Origin of the sequence: Tunturiibacter gelidiferens, assembly GCF_051013345.1 — a bacterium.
Taxonomy (GTDB): Bacteria; Acidobacteriota; Terriglobia; order Terriglobales; family Acidobacteriaceae; genus Edaphobacter; species Edaphobacter gelidiferens_A.
Map to the genome: position 1 here is coordinate 5,428,892 of NZ_CP132939.1, position 17,019 is coordinate 5,445,910.

The following is a 17,019-nucleotide window of genomic DNA, read 5'->3' on the forward strand; positions in this document are numbered from 1 at the left end:
GGAGACCCCGGCTAAGGGCGGCGGAGGCTTAGTTGAAACCTGCTTCTCGTCACTTGGCCGGATGGTCGCCTTTCCGGGCAAGCGACCTTGGCTCGGCTGTTGCCTTCAGGGCTCAGTACTCATCGAGTGCTATTTGAAGCATGTTGGGCGGATTAGTACCGATAGACGCAGTTCGATCCTTCGATCTTCCACAGGGTGTCAATGAGTTCTATAAAAAGGGATGTCAAGAAAAAGTTTCTCCCTCGACCGGACGCCGAGAAGATTTTTGTCTCGAGATCCAGCCCACTGCCTGTGAACGTGCCCCTCGATTCGCTCGAGAGGTTTGTCTTGGCTTGTTTGCCATTCCGTGGCTTGCATCTTCCGGTGGTGACGACGCCAATCGAGTCTTAGACTTGGGCAAGCGGACCTGGTATTTGAATGTCAACCATGGTTCTATTTGAGGCTCGTGGCCTATCGCTATTTCTGGTTATCCGAGGAGGCATAGCGTGCATTAGTGACTCGGTGCCGAAGCACACAAGGCCGAACTCATTGACTGATACTCACCTCGAACCGAGCGTCTCGAGAACCCGACCGACCACCACCTAAGAGAATGGCCGGAGATGGAAAGGCCTCCTTATCAGAGACGCTCAAGCTTCTTGCCGATGCAATTGTGTGGCGTCGAAATCCACTCCTTTCTTCCAAATCGTTAGAGTGATGCTGGCAATCTTGCGTGCCAGGGTGAGACGCGCCATCGTCGGTCGCATTCCTTTTTCAAGAAGAGCAACATAGAAATCGTACAGGGGGCCAGGGTGAGTGCTAGCGGAGATCGCAGCCCCTTTGAAGAGATTCTTCACATCGGGATTATGGTTGTTACTCAGGCCACGCACGGTCATGCGCTCCCGGTTTCGTTGCAGTTTCCCTCGGACGTAGCGATACTCGCCGCTGTCGTGGGTCTCCAGCGCGAAACCACTGTAAGCCCACAGCTGGCGCTTGCTACGGAAACGGTGGGGCGTCTGCAGCTGCGCAACCAGCAAGGCTGCACGAATCGGACCGATCGAAGGAATCTGGCGAAGCAATTTCACGGCATGATGCTTGCGGCTCTCGGTCAGCAAGTCGCGTCGCGCTTGCTGACGCACTGGTTGCAGCAGATCCAGTTGCTGATAGAGCCGTTCGGCCCGGAGACGAACTCCGGGTTCCGGGATCTTGTCTAACCATTCTGTGCGATGCCGCGGTGCATAGACGCTGGTACCGCTACAGGGAATGGCCCAGCTTCGGTAGAGGGCTTTGATCCGATTCATGACTCGTGTGAGATCCTTCGTAATGGTTAGGTAGCTGCGACCTAATTCTTTTATGGTGCGCATCCCGTGCTCGCCATGGTAAACCGACGTGAGCTGGTTGCCACGCAGCAGCTCCGCCAGCTTTCGCGCATCGATTCGGTCACTCTTGCTGCCGTCTTTCAACAGGGCGTTCTTGCGCGGATCGCAGACCACGAGATGGGTGACGTGAGGTTTCAGCAGGTCATGTAACCAGGCCGCAGAGACTCCTTCTTCGAAGGTCACCGATAAACTTCCGTGTAGCCCTTGGAGGAACTCAAGGATCGTGGCCGCTTTCGTCTCCAGAATACTTTCCATGATCAACTTCCCCCGGGAATCTGTGACTGCAGCCGAGATCGTTGCTTGGTGGACGTCCATGCCGATATATTTCTCTTGGCTCATAACGCCGCTCCTTTCGGTAGGTGGTGATACGAATAACCACAACCTACAGCAAAGTGGGCGCCTTTTATATTGCGTGCATTATCGCCAATGCACTCACCGAGGCAGCATACCCGTAAGTCGTTCCAGGCCGATCTACTACGATTTCCGTTAGGCCCAGTTCTTGAGCTCGGGATATCGAGCATAGATGCGACGCTGGTCATCAGGAGTGAACTCTCGCAACCGCCTTGGTTTGTCTTGAGGCCGAGTGCCTTTCTGATTCAACACATTCATCAGGCTCCACTCACGCTGAAGGTTGTGAGGTTCTTCCGTCTTCAAGTCATAGCGGGTAAAGTCGATCACCATTGGCGGGCTACTGGTCTTCCAGTCATGGAGCAGCGCTAGTCGAAACTCCCTGTTCATGAACCACTGGATTTCCAGCTCCTTTTCCGAGCCTGGTGCCCCGGTCCCTTTAGCATCGAAACGGTAGTTGAGCGTCGCATTGTTCGGAGTGCGTCTCCTCCACTCCATGCCGAAGTCCCCTTCAGTGATCACACGGGTGTCGGGCCACCTGTCTCGCACAGCCTCGAGCCAATAGGTTAAATCCTCATCGTGACCAATCGACACCTCCCAGATTGCCGTCACCCAGCCGAAGTTGTTCATCGCATGGCCACTGTCAAAGTGCACCGCAGTGGTTTCGAGCATCTCCTTGCGACCAGCGGCTGTTCCGAGGTTTCCCACGGTCTCGATCGGTCCCACGCCCAACCTGCTATTGAAGCCACCTTGAAAGCCCTCCCGTCGCGCCGTCAGAAAGTCGCAGGTCCAACCGTCCAGGCAAACACAGTCAATAAAATCCTCCGGACCCTGGGCCGGTTTCAGGTAATGCTCACGACTCGGGTAGTAGGGATAGCAGATGCCGCCGTCTCCATCTCCGTGATCGATGCCGTGCTGGCTCCAGATCTGGCCCTGGCACACGTGAATGCCCTCATCGGCGGCGAGGAGTCGCTGATTCTCTGCGTCCATGAAGCCCGCTACAAGGCATTGGGGGCGGTAACCGCTCCCTACCATTTCTGATATTTGGCTTAGCGCATTGTGTATCGTCTGCCGGTTGTGCTCGCGCGTGTCGTACATCGGTGCGAAATAGCCGCCAGGAATGAAGGTGATCTCGTCGCCAAAGCGGTCGTGGTACGAGGCAAGCAGCCGCCGAGCCTCCTGGTACTCCTTGCGGCCGTCATTGAGCGCGAGCCAACTGATAGCCCAGGTCATCCTGCCATCGGGGCAGCCTGCGGCGAATGCCTCTCGACGCGAGCGAATGCGATCAGGGCGATTGTCGCTCGATTCGTCTTCGCCAATCGAGCGATCGGGAGTTACCTCAATTTGATTCACACGTACAACCGAAACGTAGGTCAAAAATCGGCCGCGCATGGCTGAAGACTTTCCTGTCTGCGCATCGACGCTTCCTGCAGTGCCCGCAAACGCGAGGGACGTCGCAGAGGCCGCCGCTCGGGTAAGGAACTCACGTCTTGTCCAGTCGCGTCTCATGAGTCTCCTCCGCTCTCGTCTGATTCCGACACCTACGTGCAGTTCTTCTCCGGCAGGGTTCATACACGAATCGGTCTCTTACGCTTCGAGTCGCGACGACCATCCTGCGTGGCTCGTGGCGCTTGGTCTGATCTTGCTCTTTAGCCTCATCCTTGGGGTGTAGGCGCTCTTCCGGACGCTGCGCTTTAGTTTGACGAGCCTCTGTAGAATTCGGACAAGGAGGCGGAGTGCCCATACGTCTCAAAGACATTGCGCAGGAACTTGGCGTCTCGACCGTTACCGTGTCGAAGGTGCTGCGGGGAAACCCCGATATCGGAGCCAAGACTCGCGCTCGCGTCCTTGAACGCCTGAACGCTCTTAACTACCGGCCGAATATGGCTGCGCGCGGTCTTGCGACCGGCAAAACCTTTACTGTTGGGCTGATCGTTCCTGATCTGCTGCAGCCGTTTTTCGCACACTTCGCCAAGGAGTTGGGCGGCGTTCTGCGTCAACACGATCGCGCTCTTTTGTTAGCTTCCTCAGAAGAAGATCCCAAAATCGAGGCGCAGGAGATTTTGGCACTAATACAACGAGGAGTGGACGTATTGGTGCTCGCCTCGTGTCGCGACGAGCTTCTCCCTGTTCCAGAGCTTAGCGCGTTGCCGGTGCCCCTGGTGTTGTTCGACCGAAGGTTCAAGCGTATGAAAGCTAACTTTGTGGGATCCGATGACGTGGGTGCAGGGGAGCTTGCAACCAGACATCTCATCGAACTAAACAGGAAGCGGATCGCCCACATTGGTGGCCTTCAGACGAGCCCAGCGCGTGATCGGGCCGCGGGCTATCTTCGCGCCCTGGAGCGGACAGGTAGAAAGATAGACGAGCGATATCTTGTATTGCGAAAGCGGTTGGAAGAGCGTGGGGACGACATAGGATTCAGCTGCATGCAGGGACTGCTGGCGCTGCGGCGGCCGCCTGACGCAGTATTTTGCTACAACGACATGACCGCTATAGGAGCGATCCAGGCAACACTGCAGGCTGGACTGAAGATTCCGCGTGAAATGGCTATCATTGGCTGCGGCAACTTTCGTTATGCTGACTATCTGCAGGTACCGCTCAGTTCGATCGATCAAGACACTGCCGAACTTGGCCGGGCAGCGGCCCGGCTTACGCTAAGCATAGCCGATTCTCCTCAGGCTAGAGTGCAGTCCATCGTGTTGAAACCAAGGCTCGTGATAAGGCAATCGTCCGCACCTCCGTCTCTCAAAATAAGTCGCTGAAGTTGCTAAAGATTCAGCTTGCCTGGCATGTGCAAAATTGCTTATAGTTACCGCTAACGTAGCTCTTGCCGAGGAGATCATATGGCCACCACAACGCTCACAGAGAACAGTCCACGGAAGAATCCTTTAGCGCCCGACATGGAAGAGTGGGACGAGTTTCTGAAGGGGCGCTACCAGGAGGGCAAGAGCGAGGAAGAGTTTCGCCAATACGATAAAAAGGCGAATCCCGGCGTGGCTGAGTTCTATCGCTTGAATCATGAAAACCAGTGCATGGACTATGTGTTGAGCAAGGAGAAAACGTATTTTGGTCTGGACAAGGGAGATAAATCGCTGTGGGAGGCCGCGGAGTTTCTGAACACGCTGGTCGACGATAGCGATCCCGATACTGACCTATCTCAGATGGAGCACCTGCTGCAGACTAGCGAAGCGATCCGCGCAGATGGTCATCCACGCTGGTTTGTACTTACCGGCTTTGTTCACGATCTCGGCAAGGTTTTGTGCCTTTACGGAGAGCCGCAATGGGGCGTCGTCGGCGACACATTCCCGGTCGGATGTGCTTTCTCCGAGCATATTGTCTTCCCAGAGTGCTTTGCGAAGAATCCCGATCTGCACCATCCAGTTTATTCGACCGAGTATGGAATTTATGAGCCACACTGCGGTTTAGACAAAGTACACATGAGCTTCGGACATGATGGGTATATCTACGAGGTGATGAAGAACTACCTGCCGATCGAGGCGCTTTACATGCTGCGCTACCACTCGTTTTACCCGGCTCATAAACACGGCGCTTATCAGCACCTGATGAACGAGGAAGACGTGGATATGTTCCGTTGGGTCAATGAGTTCAATAAGTACGATTTATATTCGAAGGGTCACGCAAAGCCCAACCTTGCGGAATTGAAGCCTTACTATGACGAATTGTTTGCCGAGTTCTTTCCTGCAAAGATCGCCTGGTAAGCACTGCTAAGAAAGAGATCGATCACGAGACACGCCTTAGCTAGTTGGCAGCAACGGCGGCGGGCGCCAATTGCTTGCCCACTGAGAGGGCTTGGGTCCCATCCTCAGGTGAAGCGTGGCTCCTGATTGAATCTGCTCCCATGTGATGATCGGTGCATCGAGGGGATGGCCGTCTAGGGAAGCCGATTGAATATAGACGCTCGTTGAACTGTTATTCACTGCTTCGATGCGGAAGACTTTGCCGTTCGCCAGCTGAAGAGACATGCGCCCGTACAAGGGACTACCAATCATATAATCGCCACTGGCCGGATTCACGGGATAAAAGCCCAAAGCAGTGAAGATCAGCCACGCAGACATCTGCCCGCAATCATCATCTCCATCGAGTCCACCTGGGCCATAGCCGTACTCCTTTGCTGCGATCTCTCGAACCTTTGCCTGCGTCTTCCACGGTTCGCCGCCAAAGTCATAGAGATATCCGAAGTGATGGCTTGGCTCGTTGCTGTGTACGTTGTAGCCGTCGCGGAAGTATTGATCCAACTTTTCGTCATAAGCCTTGGCTCCACCCATTAATTCAATCAGGCCAAGTTGATCGTGAAGCGGTGACCATGTGTAGACCCATGCATTACCTTCAGTCCATCCGGAGATGGAACGGTTCGCTGTTGTGTCATCCCTGCCGCCCAATGGAGCCCAGGTGCCGTCGAAGAGTTTGCCATTCATAAGCCCGAGCTCGAGATTGAAGAGATTTCTATCATTGAGCGAGCGTTTGATGAAGAATCGATAGTCCAAATCACGCCCGAGGAACTTCGCGACCTGAGCGACACACCAATCATCGTAGCTATCTTCGAGGGTGCTCGATGCGGCTTCGTCGGCCTTATCGGTGGGGATGTATCCGAGTTGCTTGTAGTAAGTCAGACCGCCTCGGGCTTCGTAGGGAGTGTGTTCTTCCCGGTCGAGCCAACGCCTTCCAGTGTCCTGATCGGGAGGGACCATCGCGTCCTTGTAGACCGCTTGCCAGGCTAGCTCACGATCGAAGCCGTGAAAGCCCTTGCGCATCGCCTCTGCAACAAGGGAGTCGGCGTGAGTGCTGATCATAATGTTTGTATAACTGGGATTCGGCCACTTAGGCATCCATCCGCCCTCCTTGTAATCCTGTAGGAGAGCAGAGACCATGCCGTCGATGCGCTCCGGGGCCAGGAGGGTGAGCAGACTGTTCTCCGCGCGAAAGGTGTCCCAAGTGGAGAATGCGGTATAGCTTTCGCCGCTGTGGATGCTGTCGTCAAAGGCGCTGTAATAATGGCCATACTCTGAAAACAAGCGAGGATACAACAGAGCGTGATAGAGCGCGGTATAGAGCCGCACCTTATCTTGCCTTGTTGCTCCATCAATCTGGAGCCGACTGAGCTTTTCGTTCCATTCAGCATGGAGTCTCTCTCTGGCAGCGGAAAATTTCCAGTCAGGCAGTTCGTGCGCGAGATTCTCTCTGGCCTGCTTAACGCTGAGGAAGGATGTTCCGACGCGCATGAGGACGGTTTCGCCCGGGTGAAACTCCGCATATGCGCCACGACTTAACCGAGCCGATGAATCATCCATTCCATAAGTGCGCACGACGGCAGGATCGTGCTCGAACTGAACTACAAAGTAGCCCTTGAAGTTCGGCAGCAACAATGGGCCAAGCCGATCGTCCATCCGGTGCGGATTGTACCCGGTAATCTCATGATGCTCCTGATCCACTGAGGCGTGGCCAAAGATGCCGGGCCGTGAAGCTTCCACTAGAATTCGTGCTGTTCCTGACCTGGGGAAAGTAAAACGGAAGAGAGCACAGCGAGGGGTCGCAGTCATCTCAGCTCGAATCAAATGGCCAGACCCTGCGTCGAGTACGACGCTGTAATAATCGGGGTGGGCCTTCTCGTGGCTGTGGCGGTAGGGAAGCCTCCGATCATCTGGCGATACATGCAGCGGACCGGACTGAGGCATGACGACGACATATCCATAATCGCCCATCCAGATCGCGGGCTGGTGGGTCCCGATAAATCCCGATATGGTCTGGTCGTCATAGTTATATGAAGTGACACTAACTCGATTCTGCCGGGTCTGCGCTGTCCAGTCCGTCATACCGAACGGAGCCATCACGAAGGGCATCGTGCCACCATATCCAATTGAGCTCTTCTGTGTGCCGATGAGCGGATCGACGTAATCCAGGGGCCGTTGCGCGTTAAGTGACCCGATGCTCAGTTGAGCCATGACGAAACCACAAGCCGAAAGTTTGAGTAGGAGATTCATACCAATAAAAGTCAATTATGCGTCCAGCCTCGGCATAATCGTCCACTCCCGTGCAACAAGCAGGCATTGGGAGAGGTGGGGAAACGAGAAACCAATAGAATACCTTCGTGTCGAAAAGTCGCCAGTCTGGTCACATGGACGAGAAACAGCTTATCGGACACTTGGAGCCTCGGAGCGTCTCCGAGGCCAGGCACCTGTCCGAGATGCCGACTCCCCGACCAAATGAATTACTTCTGGGTTGTCGACAATCTGCGAACCCGCAATTTGACTTTCGACCCTCCTCAATGAGTGACTCGGCCTGTTACCACCAGTCGAGAATTGCTCCGGTTTGGCCCCGTCACTCGGGGCCGCGAAGCGGCCCGAGTGTCCCACCCACAGAGAGCGGACGGGGCTTCGTAGACTTAATTACTTTTCACGGTTCAGTCTCGAGCGCCGACTGTCGCAAGAAGAGTGTCAGAGTTCTTTAAAGAGAGCATAGAGTTGACGGTCTCTGTCATCAGATCGAACGCGTTGTATCGCGCGAATTCCATCTGCAGTTTTAGAGCGTTCTCCTTGTACTTCTTGTCGGAAAGGACGGTACGAACGGCGGTGCGAATCTGTTCGACGGTTGGATGGCCGGTTGCGAGATTGACTCCAGCTTGAGACCAGCCGACGCGGCTTGCGGTGAAGATCTTGTCTTCGGTGTCGCCGGCTACCACCATCGGTATTCCTTTGCTGAGGGAAAGATTGACCGATTCAAAGCCGCCGTTGGTTACGAAAACATCCACTTTGGGCAGGATCTGCTCGAAGGGTATGTAGTTTTCGATCCTCACGTTCTGGGGCTTGACGCCTCCAGGCAATTGGATTACCTCGAGGTCGGGACGTCCCGCGGCGACAATCACCGTCACCTGGTCATCCGCCAGGGCAGCGATAGCTGGTTCGATCAACTGGCTCAAATCCCAGTTGGCAATCGTACCCTGCGTCACAAGCACCACAGGTTTTGACGCATCCAGAGAATCCCACCACGCTGGCAGAGGCGATTTGCTATGCCCATTGGGCATGAGATTCCCAATGAACTGGACGCTCTCTTTCAGATCGCTTCGTGGATATTCAAATGCTTCCGCCGTCAGCTGCAGGAAACGATCGGGAAGATGGGCCGCACTGTCGAAAAGAAATTCAGGAAGCTCCGGTGCTCCGCAGGAATGCAGTGCTTCATGGATGCGTGTTGTGGCAGGCTGCATCATCGCGAAAAACTGTTGTGTCTCCTCCTGATTGCGTAGCCGGCCCGCCGGACTCGTGTCGGGGCCCGAAAACGGGGCCACGTCGCGACTGCTCACGAGGAGTGGCAACACTCCGAGTGTCAGGACAGGAGGACGGGCATCTCTTGGCCCCAGCAGCAAGGGAAAAATGCCCCAAAAATAAACGTCTGTCACGATGAGATCCACCTGACCTTCGGAGAGGATCTGCTGTATGGCCCGATCTTGATCGGGAACAGGATCGATGCCGGCATAGATACATATCGCGTTCATCGCGTCGGGACCTGGCGTCGCGGCTGCTACCTCCGGAAACTCCTCATCCATACGCCTGTAGTCGAAGTCGGCCTTCCCCGTGAAGGGAACAAATCGAAAACCCAGGGTGACAGCCTGATCGTGGAAGAGCTTTCCTGAAAGAAAGATAATGGAATGCCCAAGCGACGATAAATGTCGGGCTACGGACAGCATGGGGTTGACGTGACCTGGAGCGGGGTGGAAGCCACAAGAATATTTGCCATTCACTCTCCTCAATGGGCATAAGGAGGTGAACATCCACCTCGCATAACACCCACTTGTATTAGGAACCCGCCAATATGTCTTTTATTCCTTCCGATCAGTCACTGCGCTGGTTTGTCGGTAAACAGGACATGATCTCGCGCAAGCAGGTGTCGGTGAGCGCTAAATCGCCAACTCACTCATCGAGGATGCGATTAGTCTCAGAAGTCGACTTGTGGGAAACAATTCCCTAAACCTTCTTGGCAATTACCGCCGCAGTCCACTCTAAGAAGTACGCGGATGCCAACACCACAAGAAATATTTCTTGGCACCCGCAATCCGAACAGCCACCAAAACAGCCACCTAGCGAAAATAAAATAGGCAGCCGTTTTGGCTGCCTTGCATTTCATTGATTCTATTGCTGCTTTGGCTCCTGAGGTAAAAGCCGAATTTATGTTTAGAGAGATTCAGAGACTTCCACAGAAATCCATTATAAATAGTTTATTTTCAATAATAATGATTCCTATTTCGTCCACAGAGATGCGTGAAGATCCAAGAGAAGCCGCGACAATTTGCTGGTATTTATGATGGTATTTCTTACGCCTGACTGCTATGGTTGTTGCAGCTATTTGGAGCTGCAATGGCACTCACAGATGTGAAAATCCGCACCGCAAAGCCTAAGGCCGCAGCTTATAGACTAGCCGATGCTGGCGGCTTGTATTTGCTCATTTCACCATCAGGCGGCAAGTTATGGCGCTGGAATTACCGCTATGACCGAAAACAGAAAACCATGCCGTTTGGTAAATACCCCGAAGTAACCCTAACGATGGCGCGGGAACGTCACGCGGCGGCAAGGATTGAGCTAGCCAAGGGCAACGACCCAATGGCACAGCGCAAGGCCGAAAAGGTCGCCGTTAGAGCAAAGGCCGAAGCGGAAAGGACCAGTGACGCGCATTCATTCAAGGCCATCGCTCTCCAGTGGCATAAATGGTGGGCACCCGGCGTAGACAGCGACACAGCAGCATATATTCTCCGGCGCTTGGAAGCTGACGTATTCCCTGCCATTGGGCACAAGCCGATTTCCGAGATCAAACCGGCTGAGATTCGGAACTTAATTACGGCGATAGAACGCGGCGACGGGCATGGGCGGCGCTTGAAGGGCAAAGGTGCGCGTGATGTTGCGCAGCGCCAGCATGGGACAATTAGCCAGATCTTCCGCTATGCCGTGGTGCATGACTTGGCCGATGTCAATCCCGCTTCCGCCTTTAAACCTAGCGACGTTCTTAGCCCGCGCAAGACACAGAATCGCGCACACATCGAACCGCATCAGCTTCCCGCCCTGATAGCAGCGATGGATGATTACAGTGGGCACACCGTTGTTAAGCTCTCACTAAAACTCATGGCGCTAACCTTCGTTCGCACTCAGGAACTATTGCGCGCGCCATGGTCAGAGTTTGACCTTGATAGCGCGGTTTGGAAGATTGGCGCGGAGCGCATGAAGAAAGACAGGCCGCACATCGTTCCACTGTCCCGCCAATCCATCACTATCCTGCGGCAGTTGAAACATATGGCAGGTGAAAAGCTTTTCGTCTTTCCCGGCCTGAACACTCAAACCGCTAACGGAACCATCAACCTCAATTCCATATTGGGTGCGCTTGCTGACCTTGGCTATAAGGGCGCCATGACAGGCCACGGCTACAGGGGCCTAGCTCGAACAATTCTCGCCGAAAATGGTTTTGAGAAAGCCCACGTAGAATTGCAGCTCGCACACGCGAATGACAACAAAACCGAAGCTGCATATAACCACGCGCTTTACCTGCCCCAGCGCGCAGCATTGATGCAATGGTGGGCCGATTACCTGGACACAGAACTAAACAAGGAGATGGCGAAGCTAATTGCCATTCGCAAAACCGCGTGACAAGTTCCAAGACTGGCTATTCATTGCAGATGGTAATGTTTTGTGAAGGTCAATACGTCACATTGAGTGTAAAGTGCCCGAGGTATTTGGAATTCACGGCCCGTACAGAGAACCGGACAATCATTGAAGCGCCCTGTCCAAGCTGACCTTTCGAATCACTCCAGCAAGATGGCCTGTCGATCACGACGATCACATTCGTTGGCGATCTGAGAGCCCAGATAGTTCAACCTTAGAAAACATGCACAGAGAAACAGCTTGCCGGGAACAACTTCAACGGCCTGCTAACCGAAGCGGACCGGCTGAGGTTGCAGATTGTGAGCAACGCCAATTCCTCTTCCAAACGAACAACCGAGCCACATTCGACAGAGCTTATCGCAATCGCTCGTTGACACCCTACCTGCCGAACGCGAGTCCGTGGTCACGAATCAAAGCAAGCAGGAGCAAGCTGTCAAGGCTTCGACGGCCGAATAGCCCCCGCCCGCATCAACCATTACCAGCATGTAGGCGAAAGCTGTAACAGCCGTTTGAGCTGCTTTTCGTGCGGCTTGGATCGCAGTTGCGATTGCTCGACCCACGTGCGACCCGGTTCTGCGAAGTCGTAGCAACATTGTGGCTCGCGTCTTTCATGTACGCCACAAACGGGGACTTCGTGGCTGGAGTGGGAGTATTTCTTTCAGCTAAAAATACCTCGCTAGTGTGTATTGGCGCCTGACGCGGGTCGAAATACAGTCAGCACAGTGAGGAGGAAATGACGTTTATGTACGACGACAGGATAGTCCGAATGCCGGAGGTGATCAGTATGACGGGCCAATGCCGCACTGCCATTTATCTGCTGATGAGAGCGGGACGCTTCCCGCTGCAGAGAAAAATCGGTATCGGCGGAAGATCGGTTGGCTGGTCGCATCGAGAAATCCAGGTATACATCCGCATCACACTTGCCGGCGGGGAATACCTCACCTCTGAGGTATGACACACACCCAAACCTTGGCATACACGTCAGACGAGGCTTGACATCGGTAAACCGCCAGCGGCGATGCGTGTGCCCGTCGTCAGAGTCAGCGATTTTAGCCCCCTCAACGAGTTTTCACCGAGGGATGCAGTGCATTTTCTGCATGTGAGACCAACAACGAGATGTCAAGATCGCGCGAAAACTCGGCAACAGCGACCAGAAAAGATGCTGGCGTATCCGCCTCGCAGTGCCTCTTCGATCTTGATTCCTGGCAAGACCCTCATAGCGCTGAGCAATCTGCGAATGTGCTCTTAAAGCGGCAGGTCATTGCGAGGCCGAAAGCGTTGGCTGCGCATGCAAGTGACGCGCTGAGTCTTTTCGTGGACGAAACGCCCTCTAGCGCGAAGCCAGTTCAGGATGATGCTGGTACTGCAGCACCTCTTGACTCCAGCGTCCATGTCCCGCGTGTTTCAGTGGTCCGCATAAGGAGACAGCGCATCAGCGGCGCGCAAAGAATCACGACTGCCGTTGAGACAGTGTGTTGCTCTGCGTATGGGCGTGTGGTGCTTTAACACGGATCATGACTCAATCGTGCGCGAGCATATCTTCTCTTGCCATAGAGAAGGAAAGGCATTTCTATGTTAGACGATCAGCAAAGACGAGGCCCTACTTCCCCTACGCGCCTCTGCGCTGCAGCGAAGCTGCTCATGGACACACATCTCCCAGGTAATTGCGTAGAAGTCCTGCGCAACATGGGCTGGAAGGCCCATTTGCACCCGGAGTTGTATGGATATGCGAAGACTCTGGCTGTGATTCAGAGCATCCTTCGAGACGTGCGTTCGCAGAAGTGGAACCTGACCGGATCGAAGGACTTGGACGAAACCCTGGCCCTGTCGATCACTGATGTACTTGGCAGCTTGGGAGCAACCATAAGAGACTTGGCAATCAACGAAGGCGGTGTGGAACGCGTATTAAGGATGGAGGGCCCCAATCCGCTCCGCGGCTACGGCGCGACTGAGCACGGTCTCAACTACATTTTATGGGATGATCTTCCCGAAGGCTCTGGGGAGACCACGCAGGCAAAGTGGCTTGCACTCAAAGCACATCTGCTTCACGCGCATATGCGCATAATGGCGCACGACTCAACTCCAGATAGTTGGCTGATCGGCAACGAACCACGGGAAGGATTCTGGCAATCACTTTACGATGTGTGCGGCCGATTTGCCCGCCGCTTTCTTAGAACCGAACCAGAGTGGCTGGCGGCTCTGAGCCTGATGCCGGACCTCGTCTGTCCCTCAGACTACATCCGTGGCCTTAGGGACCTGCGTTTGCTCGTGGAAGCAAGAAATCCAGAGGATGCAGGTGAGACGGCGAGGCATCTCTCTCCAATCAAACCGGATCTGTTAGCGGCGCTGGCCAGTATCGATGGGTTCGTGCAGTGGGGACAACGTCCCGAGACGCACACACCCAAGCTCTCGCCGCGGAAGCCATGTGGCGTGGATGGGGATGATGAAGGGTATGAGGACTACAACGGAGGCGGAACTGCACAGCGGCAGCACCTGCCAACCCATTGGCGGAAATCCCGCCGGCAAAAGCTGCTCGATCTCGACGACGATCCTGAAGAGGATCTGTTGTCGACCGGTTCCACCCAGTCAGAAGCGGAGGCAGTTGCTTCTCGCTCGTGTGGCGGTTCCATTGAGTCCGCCAACCAACTGCTGCCGTTTTCCGTCGATGAGCCGACCGCCGTCGAACTGGCGCGGTTTCTGGCGCATCTGGATCGTATGATCGCAGCTCCAACCAAGCGTGAGGACGTGCTTTTTGCCGCGATGATCTCGACGATCCTCTGGGCCGGCGCGTCACCCCCAGAAGCTGCATCGCTCGTGGCGTACTGTCAACCCGGAGGTGAGCCAGATGCCGATGTTGCGGTCCGGTTCAGTCTGGATGAACAGGGGCGCCCGAGTCTGCCGGGCGTCTGGCGAATACGAGCGCTCGAGCCGAAGTACCTCACATCTCAACCGCGGATTCCCGGCAAAGTGAGACCGAGGGTCTCGCACTTCGAACTTGAGGATTTCACAGGTGCGTCGAGATTTCTTATCAAGCAGTTGGAGGCGCAAACCTCTACATCAAACCTCCCCTCCGCTCTTGTGGCCCTCAGTAAAGGCGATACTGTACCGGTCTTTTCCCAAGAACGCGAAGAAGTATCGCAGGTTGCTGCGCGATCAGCTGCGCAAAATCGACTCGTCCGGCCGCCTGACCGCCATTCGTCTGAGCAGAATCGTTTTCCGGCGCATAGTGGAGACCAGCGGTGGAGATGTTGCATCTGCGGCCATTGCCACCAGAAACGACCACTATCTGGTTTCGGTTCGGCGGTTTTACGCTACACCCACAATCAAGCATCTGCGCCGTCTCCATTCTGATGCGTTTAGGTGCATCCTTGAGGAACTGGCAACTTGCGGATGGACGGCTCCCTCGCTGCCCACTCCTCAATTTTCTCAAAGCGAGGAAGCTGTCGGCAGTCGGTTGTGTGCTACGGTTCCGGCGATGCGCGACGCATTTAGCTGGCTACGAAACACCATCGAGCGACAGTTGCCCCTGTCGGATCCTGCCGCTGTGAATCGTGAGTTCGCAATCAAGCACAATGCCTACACTCTATACACCGTTTGGGCGTTTTGCCTGTCGGTTGGCATGAGGGAATTCGAACTCCCTACGTCCATCCCCGCCGTATCGACCCTGAGACACGGCTAGTAACGATCGCCGACAAGGACAACGGCACAGATTACAAACGCCGGTTGTCTATTGTGCTTGAGACGGCGTATCGCCAGATGCAGTTTTACGACCGGTATCTGGAATCCCTCGAATGCCTTGGTCTGCCACGGGGCACCACGAAGGTGCCCTGCTATTTCCTCAAGCTGCGTGGCACGCAGTTCGTTTCGGTCATTGTCCGGCCTGCGACGATCAAGTTGCTATCCAACGAATTTTTTCCGTTTCCGCCAAACTTCGGCCGACGGCTGATCCGCACCGAATTGAGCGAGCACGGAATCGCGCCCGAGTATCTGGACGCCTGGATGGGACACTGGTTTCGCGGAGAGGAGCCCTTCGGGGCGCACTCCACCTTTTCCTATAGTGACTACATCGCCTGTTTGCGGGCTTCCGACTCCGTGTTGTCGCGACTCTTCGATCAGTTCGGCTTTAGACCCTTTGCTCTGGAGGCCCGGTGAAGCGGAAAAGAATTACAGCAGAACCCGATCTGAGCGTGCTCGATCACCCGGAGTTGCTCGGTGTTTCGAAGGATCAAGAGGAACGAGTCTTGCCCGTATTGCGAGGTTTGCTTGCAAACCAGAAATCAAAGGTGGCAGATCTGTTGCTCGGGCGTTCAAACGATCTCTGGAGTCGCGGGGAAATGCGATTGTTGGAGAACAGCATCATTGATGGCGCGGGAGGTCCGAAGCTCGCGTACGATTGCCTGCAGCTGCTTTTCAAAGCGGTGACCGCATGGGTTATACGAAACCCGCAGGAGATTCCGTTTCCTCGTCTGTATACCCTCCCGAAATATGCTCTGAATCCTTTGCCCGCAAATCTCAGGCGCGTGTTCGAGACCTACGATGCATGGAAGGAGCTTGTTGCCCAGCAACTGGCCCACTTTCGGTCTCGTCTGACGCGGAACGCTGATCGAGACGATCATGCTGCGCCTCCCCTGGAGATCGTCATCGCCTCAGCAATCCTCTACGGCGGGATTCACGACATGCGCACCCTCCTTGGAATTGTCCGCGGCTTTTCGAAAGTGGTGACCTCTTCGGCGATATCCGAGCGCCGCATTCATGTAGGAGTGTGGGTTGATCAAGCGGGTGTCCGCCAATTCCGGGCTTGGCACCCAGATCCGCTCACGGCGACGCTGCTCTTTCGTTGCGGCCCAGAATCCGCAGATGATCTGTTTGTTCCCGAAAATGGTTCCGACGGCGGCGGTGTGACTGATCGTATCCTTATGTCTCGATTGCACAAGCAGTTCAATGCCTGGACCAAATCTGCATGCGGCACGGATAAGAAGAAGCTCTATGCGCTGGGTGGGCTCCAGAACCTTCTGCGAGTCGCGCAGAAGGTCGCGTACATCGAATTGCCAGTGATTGTCGCGGCGTACGCGAGCGGGGTTATCAGATCGCAGTCGCTGGGCTTCAATGTTCTCCGGCGAATCTCAAGGCGAGAGTGGGCAGGGTCTCGTCAGCCAGCGCTGCAAGAAGTTGAGAGTCCCGCCTCTCCTGTGGTCGCGCCGGAACAACCGTCGCGCAGCTCGGATTTGAGTGGAGAGTTGGCGCCACTTCGCGATGCCCTCTCGCCGGACGATCGAAAGGAGATCCGGATTAAGCTTCAAAGTTTTAAGCGCGGCGGTTCACAGAGTTCACTCCAGTGTTCAATGGCGGACTTTGCGCTGTCCATTCTCTGCGTGCCGACAAAAGGTGAACGGCGGGAGCCGGCCGCAGTGCGGGAGACCGTTCTCGCCGTTGCGGACACGTTGCACGGCGTGATTGGCGGGGCTGACCCATTAACCATGCGGGCGGAGAAACTCGACCCGCTCATCAAAGAGGCACTCGAGAATTTGAAGAAACGGCAGAGCTCGCCGGTATTTGCGAATACCATTCGGGCATTCATTGTTTTCAACACCTTCCTGATTGCTCGCGGGATCGAGGATAAAGGCCGCTCATCTGTTTAATTCCGCTGAGACAAC

Annotated in this window: 11 protein-coding genes; 7 read left to right on the top strand and 4 right to left on the bottom strand. The window is 55.0% G+C overall.

Going from position 1 to position 17,019, the window contains the following annotated elements; all coding sequences use genetic code 11:
- Window positions 1-626 precede the first annotated feature (626 nt).
- Window positions 627-1,694: an IS110 family transposase gene (locus RBB80_RS27325; protein WP_433965377.1), complete on the bottom strand. Its 1,068-nt coding sequence runs from the start codon at window positions 1,692-1,694 to the stop codon at window positions 627-629.
- Between the two features lie 147 nt (window positions 1,695-1,841).
- On the bottom strand, window positions 1,842-3,212 hold the full coding sequence (locus RBB80_RS27330) for a DUF3863 domain-containing protein (protein ID WP_433965378.1): 1,371 nt from the start codon (window positions 3,210-3,212) through the stop codon (window positions 1,842-1,844).
- A gap of 227 nt (window positions 3,213-3,439) precedes the next feature.
- On the opposite strand from RBB80_RS27330, the gene RBB80_RS27335 reads away from it, so the two are divergent.
- Window positions 3,440-4,468: a LacI family DNA-binding transcriptional regulator gene (locus RBB80_RS27335; protein WP_433965379.1), complete on the top strand. Its 1,029-nt coding sequence runs from the start codon at window positions 3,440-3,442 to the stop codon at window positions 4,466-4,468.
- A gap of 81 nt (window positions 4,469-4,549) precedes the next feature.
- Window positions 4,550-5,425, top strand: a complete 876-nt coding sequence (locus RBB80_RS27340; RefSeq protein WP_433965380.1) for an inositol oxygenase family protein — start codon at window positions 4,550-4,552, stop codon at window positions 5,423-5,425.
- Between the two features lie 36 nt (window positions 5,426-5,461).
- On the opposite strand, the gene RBB80_RS27345 is transcribed toward RBB80_RS27340, so the two are convergent.
- Together RBB80_RS27345 and RBB80_RS27350 are read right to left on the bottom strand one after the other, a co-directional pair.
- Window positions 5,462-7,705 (bottom strand): GH92 family glycosyl hydrolase, encoded by a 2,244-nt coding sequence (locus RBB80_RS27345; protein ID WP_433969898.1) that lies wholly within the window; start codon window positions 7,703-7,705, stop codon window positions 5,462-5,464.
- A 419-nt stretch (window positions 7,706-8,124) separates the two neighbouring features.
- On the bottom strand, window positions 8,125-9,459 hold the full coding sequence (locus RBB80_RS27350; RefSeq protein WP_433965381.1) for a glycosyltransferase: 1,335 nt from the start codon (window positions 9,457-9,459) through the stop codon (window positions 8,125-8,127).
- 613 nt (window positions 9,460-10,072) lie between these two features.
- Here RBB80_RS27350 and RBB80_RS27355 point away from each other — a divergent pair.
- The 5 genes from RBB80_RS27355 to RBB80_RS27375 all read left to right on the top strand — a co-directional run bounded on the left by RBB80_RS27355 (window position 10,073) and on the right by RBB80_RS27375 (window position 17,004).
- Window positions 10,073-11,350 carry a tyrosine-type recombinase/integrase gene (locus RBB80_RS27355; RefSeq protein ID WP_433965382.1) on the top strand — a complete coding sequence of 426 codons (1,278 nt, stop codon included), beginning with the start codon at window positions 10,073-10,075 and terminating at the stop codon, window positions 11,348-11,350.
- Between the two features lie 757 nt (window positions 11,351-12,107).
- Window positions 12,108-12,320: an AlpA family phage regulatory protein gene (locus RBB80_RS27360; RefSeq protein WP_433969899.1), complete on the top strand. Its 213-nt coding sequence runs from the start codon at window positions 12,108-12,110 to the stop codon at window positions 12,318-12,320.
- Window positions 12,321-13,006: 686 nt separating this feature from the next.
- On the top strand, window positions 13,007-14,716 hold the full coding sequence (locus RBB80_RS27365) for a hypothetical protein (RefSeq protein WP_433965383.1): 1,710 nt from the start codon (window positions 13,007-13,009) through the stop codon (window positions 14,714-14,716).
- Between the two features lie 252 nt (window positions 14,717-14,968).
- Complete coding sequence (locus RBB80_RS27370) at window positions 14,969-15,517, top strand: hypothetical protein (RefSeq protein ID WP_433965384.1); 549 nt, start codon at window positions 14,969-14,971, stop codon at window positions 15,515-15,517.
- Between the two features lie 182 nt (window positions 15,518-15,699).
- Window positions 15,700-17,004, top strand: a complete 1,305-nt coding sequence (locus tag RBB80_RS27375; RefSeq protein ID WP_433965385.1) for a hypothetical protein — start codon at window positions 15,700-15,702, stop codon at window positions 17,002-17,004.
- Window positions 17,005-17,019 lie beyond the last annotated feature (15 nt).